Source organism: Streptomyces sp. NPDC048504, assembly GCF_043200035.1.
GTDB lineage: Bacteria > Actinomycetota > Actinomycetes > Streptomycetales > Streptomycetaceae > Streptomyces.
Genome location: NZ_JBICXA010000041.1, coordinates 1 through 7,415, shown reverse-complemented (window position 1 = coordinate 7,415; position 7,415 = coordinate 1). Strand labels below are relative to the sequence as shown.

General features: G+C 70.0%; 1 protein-coding gene. It reads right to left on the bottom strand.

Features of this window, described 5'->3' with window-relative positions; genetic code table 11:
• Positions 1 to 395: 395 nt before the first annotated feature.
• Positions 396 to 7,406: an amino acid adenylation domain-containing protein gene (locus tag ACGFY9_RS48775; protein ID WP_393765630.1), complete on the bottom strand. Its 7,011-nt coding sequence runs from the start codon at positions 7,404 to 7,406 to the stop codon at positions 396 to 398.
• Positions 7,407 to 7,415: the final 9 nt, after the last annotated feature.

Sequence of the window (7,415 nt, the reverse complement as noted above, 5' to 3'; positions counted from 1 at the left end):
CCCGCCGGCGGGCTCCGGGGGCGGGCCCCACGGCGGCGCCGCCCCCCCCCCCCCCCCCCCCCCCCCGGCCGGGCCACCCCCTGGCGGCCCCCGGGCTCGGCGTTCGTGTTCCCCTCCCGACAGCGACCCGTCGTGGTCTCGCGTCACTCGGCCCCGCGGACGCCGCCCTGCCGCGCCGCCCGTAAGCGGGCGGGAGCCTCCTCGACCGTGGAAGCCGCCACCTGGCGGAACGTGTGCCCGTGCGTAGCGCCTGCCGGCGCCACGCAGGTCCGGAAGGCGTTCGGTGCGACGCGGGCTTCGGACGCCACATGGGACGGTGCCCGGGCCTGACCCGTCATCGACGGGCAGGCCCGGGCACCGTCCGGCAGAGAGGCGTCAGGCCGTTACGGGAAGGCTCAGGCCCCTCGCTCCGGCCGTGCGGACAGCCACTGCGCCATGGCGTCCCATGCCGCTCCCAGCATGTCGGGCCTTGCCATGTCCGAGTGCCTGCAGGGAAGACGGACAGCTGCGGCCTGCCGGGTGAGGTGGGGCTGCCACAGACCCTCGAACGAGAAGTCCGCCGGTTTCCCTTCTTCCGCGATGAGCAGCAACGTGTCTCCGCCGAAGGTTCCGTATGCATGGCGGTCCCTCAGCGTCGCGTTGTTGTCGAACACGCGGACCAGCAGGGCCACTTCGTCGTCGTCGACTCCGCCCAGCACCGGACCGAGTTCAGCACGGACGCGCTGCGCCAGGCGCGTCGGGCCGTCGGCTCCGTCACTCCGGGGAGTCGCGGCGTCGGTTCCCGGAATCGGCGGGTACGCGTCCATGAGGACCAGCGACACCTCCTCGCCCTCGGCCTCGAGCCGCACCGCGATCTCGTGTGCGGGAGTTCCTCCGAAGGACCAGCCCACGAGGTAGTACGGACCCGACGGCTGCAGAGCGCGAATGCGGTTCACGTACTCAGCGGCCATGTCGGCGACCGAGACCGACAGTTCCCCGGAGCCGTCGAGACCCTGCGCCTGGAGACCGTACAGCGGGTGCTCCTGGGGAATGAAACGGGCGAACGGCATGTAGCACCAACTCAGCCCGCCTGCGGGGTGGATGAAGAAGAACGCCGGTTCGGTACCGCCGATCCGGATCGACAGCACTCCGCCGAGGGCGTCCTGCACCGAGGTCAGGCTGAACGTCTGCATCAGCCGCGCCGGCGTCGGGTTGGCAATCAGGGTGCGCAGCGACACGGTGACGCCCTTGCCCCGCAGCCGCTCAACCAACGAGACCGCCATCAGCGAGTGGCCCCCGAGCGCGAAGAAGTCGTCGTCCACGCCGACCGCCGGCACACCCAGGACCTCGGCGAACGTCTCGCACACCGCAGCTTCGAGCACCCCCGCGGGGCCACGGCCGGGCGACGGATCCCCGGCGCTCCCCGCCGTGAAGTCGGGGGCGGGCAGGGCTCTGCGGTCCACCTTGCCGTTCACCGTCAGCGGCAAGGCGTCCAGGACCGTCACCGAGGACGGCACCATGTAGTTCGGCAGCCGTTCGGCCGCGAAGCCCCGCACCGACCCGGCCAACGCGCCCGGATCGGCATCAGCGGCCGCAGGAACGACGTAGGCCACCAGACGCTTGCCGCCCTGGGTGTCCTCGTGCACGACGACGGCCGCCTGGCTCAACCGCGGGTGCCCGTCGAGCACCTTCTCGATCTCGCCCGGTTCGATTCGGAAACCACGGACCTTCACCTGGTCGTCCGTACGGCCGGCGAACACGAGCCGGCCGTCGGCCGTCCACCGCGCACGGTCCCCGGTCCGGTACAGCCGCGACCCACCTTCGGCGAACGGATTCGCCACGAAGCGCTCCGCGGTGAGTCCCGCACGTCCCACATAGCCGCGTGCCAGCCCGACGCCGGCCACGTACAGCTCACCCGCGACACCCACCGGCACCGGCGCCATGCGTTCGTCCAGCACGTACACCCGGGTGTTCACCACCGGGGAGCCGATCGCGACGGCCGCCGCTCCGGCGTCGCATCGCCAGAGCGTCGCGTCCACCGTGGTCTCCGTCGGACCGTACGAGTTGAACATGGCACGTCCCCGCGCCCAGCGCGCCATCACGTCCGGTGGGCACGCCTCGCCTGCCACCACCAGCACGGTGTCCATGCTGATCGATCCCTCGTCGAGGGTTGCCAGCACAGCCGGCGGCAGCGTCGCGTGGGTCACGCGTGTCTCGGCGAGGAACTCCGGCAGCGCGGTGCCCAGCCGCCGATCGGCCGGCACCACCACCAGGGTCGCCCCCGACAGCAGGGCCATCATCCACTCCCACCCGAAGGTATCGAAGGCAGCCGACGCGAACTGCGCCACTCGTGCCCCCGGCCCGACGGCCAGGTGCTGCACATGCCCCGCCACCAGGCTCGCCACGCCCACATGGGAGACCAGCACTCCCTTCGGCCGGCCGGTCGATCCCGACGTGTAGATCACATACGCCGGGTGCTCCGGCCGCAGCTCGGCACAGGCCGTCGCCGAGCTGTCGAGAGCAGCCAGCTCCGTTCGGACCGCCGGGTCGTCCACGACCACCGTCCGCACGTCACCGGGCAGGGTCTCGGTCAGCGCCCTGGAGGTCAGCACGACCTCCAGTCCGGCGTCCCGCACCACATAGGCCATGCGTTCGGCGGGGTGGTCGGGATCCAGCGGCACATACGCTCCACCGGCCTTCAGCACCGCCAGCAACGCCGTCTGAAGGTCGCTGCCACGCTCTAGGCACACACCGACGCACGATTCGGGGCCGACTCCCAAGCCGGTCAGGTATCGCGCGAGGCGGTTCGCACGGGCGTCGAGCTCCGAGTACGAGATCTCCACACCGTCCGAGACGATCGCCACCGCGTCGGGATCACGCACCAGTCGAGCCGCGAACAGCTCCGGCACCGTGACCGCCTGGACCGATGTGTCGATGCCATTCCAATCCGTCAGCATGCGCCGCTGCTCGGCGTCGTCGAGGACGCTCACCTCGGCGAGCCCGCTCTCCGGGCTGTACTCCAGCGCGCTCACCAGGTTGTCCAGGCACGTGTGCAGCAGCCGGCACACCGCCTGCCCGTCCACCGACTTCACCACCTCCACGCTCAGCCCGAACCCGGCCCCGAGATCGTCCACCGAAACGGCGACCGGGTAGTTGGTGGCAACCCGGGCAAACACCATCTGGATGCCCCTGGGCGCAGCACCGTCTCCCTTGCGGGGCTCCGCACTCGGGCGCTGACTGTGCCGGAAGTTGAAGATCGAGGTGAACAGCGGACTGCCGTTCGGGATACCGCTCGCCTGCTGCGCCAGCGTCAACGGAGCGTGCTCGTGCACCAGCAACTCCGCCAGCTGGCTGCGCACCCCTTCCAGCGCCCGTTCGACACCGACGGTGCCGACGCGGACCCGCACGGGCAGGGTGTTGAGGAAAAGACCCGGTACCCGGTCCGCGCCGGCTCCGGCGTTCATGCGCCCGAACAGCACCGTGCCGAACACGACGTCGTCGCGGCCGCTGACCGTGGCCAGCACTCGCGCCCAGGCAAGGTGGAACACGGTGGCCGGGCTCACGCCGAGTGACCGGGCGACATCGCGTACCCGCCGGCCGACCTCGTCGTCGACGTCCAGGTGGGAGTGCACGACACCGCTGCCGTCGCCGTGCACGTCCAGCAGGCCGTACGGGGCGGTGGTCTCCTCCACGTCCCCCAGCAGATCGGTGAAGTACCGCTCGTGCTCCTCCCGCGTCACTCCCAGCCGGGCCTGCGCCACGAAGTTCCGGAACGGCAGCGGCTCCGGCAGGGAGTCCTCGCGCCCGGACAGGAACGCGCCCATCTCCTCCAGCAGGACATCCTGCGTGGTGTGGTCCTGGACCAGGTGATGCATCCGCAACAACGCCAGCCACCCACCGTCCTCACCCGGCTCCGCGGCGATGTGGACGTCGATCAGCGGCGCGCGGCCGGTGTCCATGCTCGGCCCGGCCGCCGCGATCAGCTGCTCCGCCGCAGCAGGGCCTTCAGCGGTCAACTCCACGGATACGACAGGCAGTTCAACCTGGCGGGCCACGACCTGGACCGGCTCACGCAGTTCCTTCCACAGGATCGCGGTGCGGTAGATGTCGTGCCGGTTCACCACCCGCTGGAGAGCGCCGAGGAACGCGTCCAGCCGCTCCCGCGAGTCGAAGCGAATGACTCGCGGTGCCGCATACACGTCCGTGCCACCACCGTCCGTCTGCAGCAGGTGATGGAAGAGGATGCCCTCCTGGAGCGGGGCGAGCGGGTAGACGTCGGCGATGTTGGCCGCGCCGCCCGGGATCCGCGCGACGATGTGCGCCAGCTCGGCCTCGCTCAGCTCGACGAGCGGGAGCATGTCCGGGGTGATGCGCTCGGCACCGTGCGGTATGCGGTTCTCCGGAACGTCGACCGCGTCCGGAGCCGCGACAGCTGCCAGTCCTGCGGGGGTCGGCGTCTGGAACAGCGCGCGCACCGAAACGGACACACCCCGGCTGCGCAGCTGCTCGACCAGCGACACCGCCAGCAGCGAGTGCCCGCCCAGCGAGAAGAAATCGTCATCGACGCCGACCGCGGGCAGGCCCAGGACCTGGGCGAAGGCCTGACACAGGATCTCCTCCTGCACGGTTGCCGGCGGACGTCCCGTGTCCGCCGTCGCCGCAGCACCGTAGTCGGGGGCGGGCAGCGCCTTGCGGTCCAGCTTCCCGTTACCGGTCAGCGGCAGGGCATCGAGGACCACCACCGCAGAGGGGACCATGTACTCCGGCAGACGCGCGGCCACGAACTCCTTCACCGTCACGCTGAGTTCAGCAGTGTCCGTATCGTCGGCCTCGCCGGTGACGACGTAGGCGACGAGTCGGACATCGCCCGGGGTGTCCTCGCGGGCGACGACTGCGGCGTGGGTGACCAGCGGGTGGGCGGCTACGACTGCCTGGACCTCGCCGGGCTCGACCCGGAAGCCGCGGATCTTCACCTGCTCATCCGCACGCCCCGCGAACACCAGCCGCCCATCAGCCGTCCAACGCACCCGGTCCCCCGTGCGGTACATCCGCTCCCCGGCCGGACCGAAGGGACACGCAACGAACCGCTCGGACGTCAGCCCGGACCGGCCGACATACCCGCGCGCTACCTGCGCACCGGCCACATACAACTCACCGACCACACCCACCGGAACGGGGTTGAGCCACTCGTCCAGGACGTAGGTCTGTGTGTTGGCCACCGGGGAACCCACCGGGATCACCCCGGACGCCACATCCCGCACGGTCAGCCGCGTGGTAGCCACACCGACCGTGGTCTCCGTCGGCCCGTAATGGTTGAACACCGCCCGGTCACCGGCCGATGCCAGCAGCTCACCCACCAGCTCGGCGGAAGCCGCCTCACCACCCAGAACCACAGACCGCACCGAGGCCACCGACGCCGCACCCAACGCCGCCACATGCGAGGGCACCGCCTTCAGACAGTCGATCCCCTGCTCCGTGAGGTAGGCCGCGACCGCGACCGGGTCGGTCACCGACTCCTCATCGATGAAGTGCAGTTCACCCCCACCGGTCAGGCTCGCGAAGACGGTCGTGTTCGCCAGGTCGGTCGCCTGACCCTGCACCACCGCATACCGGCCCCCACCACCAAAGCCCACCCGCTCAGGCACCGAGGTGACGTAATTGGCCAATCCTGCGTGGGTGACCGCGACGCCCTTCGCGCGCCCCGTCGAACCCGACGTATAGACCACATACGCCACCTGCCCCGGCAGAATCTCCACCCCCGGTGCAGTCTCCGGGAACGCGGCCAACTGCATCGCCGTGAGCGTGTCATCGACGGCGACCAGACGATGACGTCCCGCCGGAAGATCCTCCAGGATCTCCTCCGTCGTGAGTGTCAGCACCGCACCACTGTCACGCAGGACGAACGCCACCCGCTCCGCCGGCTGACCCACATCCACCGGCACATACGCCGCCCCCACCTTCCACACCCCCAACATCCCGACCAGCGTCTCCACCCCCCGCGGCAGACACAGACCCACCACCGACTCCGCACCCACACCCTGCGCCCGCAGATAATGCGCCAGCCGGCTCGCCCGTCCGTCCAGTTCCGCGAACGACACCGACACATCCCCCTGCACGACCGCCACCACACCCGGCGACCGCACCACCTGCCCCTCGAACAACCCCAGGACCGTAGCCCCCGCCACCGGCAGACCGGTGTCGTTCCAGTCCACCAGCACCCGCCGACGCTCATCGGGCCGGAGCACATCGGCCGCACTCACTCGTGTCGAGGGGTCGTGGGCCACCTGGGACAGCAGCAGGTTCAGGGCGTCGGCCATACGGGCCACCGTGCCAGGCTCGAACAGATCGGCCGCCGCTGTCACCACCCCGCCGATGCCCGCCGGAGCACCGTCCCGGTCGAACCGCTCCCCCACCAGCACCGACAGATCGAACTTCGCACCCACCCGGCCCAACGGCAACGCACTGCCCCGCAGACCCGGCACCTGCGCAGCCGTCCCGCCCACACCCGCCACCGACACCGTGTCCTGCATCGTCAAAATGACCTGGAACAACGGATGCCGCGCCGCCGAACGCACCGGCGCCAACTCCTCCACCAGCCGCTCGAACGGCACATCCTGATGCCCGAACCCCGCCAGACTCGCCTCCCGGACCCGCTCCAGCACCTGAGCGAACGTCGGATCACCCGACAGATCCGTACGGATCACCAGCGTGTTGACGAAACAACCCACCAACTCGTCCAACGCCTCATCCGTACGCCCCGCCACCGCCGAACCAATCGGAACGTCCATCCCCGCACCCAACCGCGACAACGTCACCGCCAACGCCGCCTGCAACACCATGAACACCGTCACACCACGCTCACGCGCCACCTCACGCAACCGCACATGCACCCCAGCCGGCACCTCCAGCCCCACCGCATGGCCCTCATGCGAGGCGACCGCAGGACGCAACCGGTCATACGGCAACGCCAACTCCTCCGGCACCCCCGCCAACGCCTCACGCCAAAAACCCACCTGACGCGACAGGACACTCTCCGGATCGTTCTCCTCGCCGAGCAATTCCCGCTGCCACAAGGCGTAATCCGCGTACTGCACCGGCAACGGCGCCCACACCGGCGCCCGGCCCTCGCACCGCGCCGCATAAGCAGACGTCAGGTCACGCTCCAGCGGAGCAGACGACCACCCGTCACTGGCAATGTGATGCACCACGACTGTCAGCACGTGCTCGTCCGGTCCCACAGTGAACAGACGTGCCTGGACGGGGATTTCCTCAGCAAGGTCAAATGCGTACCCTGCCGCCTCCGCCACTGCTTCGTCCAACTCCTCCGCGCGCACATCGGTGACGGTCAGCGTGAACCCGGTCTCCTCGACCGACAGGATCCGCTGATACGGCTCACCGTCGACAACCGCGAACACCGTCCGCAGCACCTCATGACG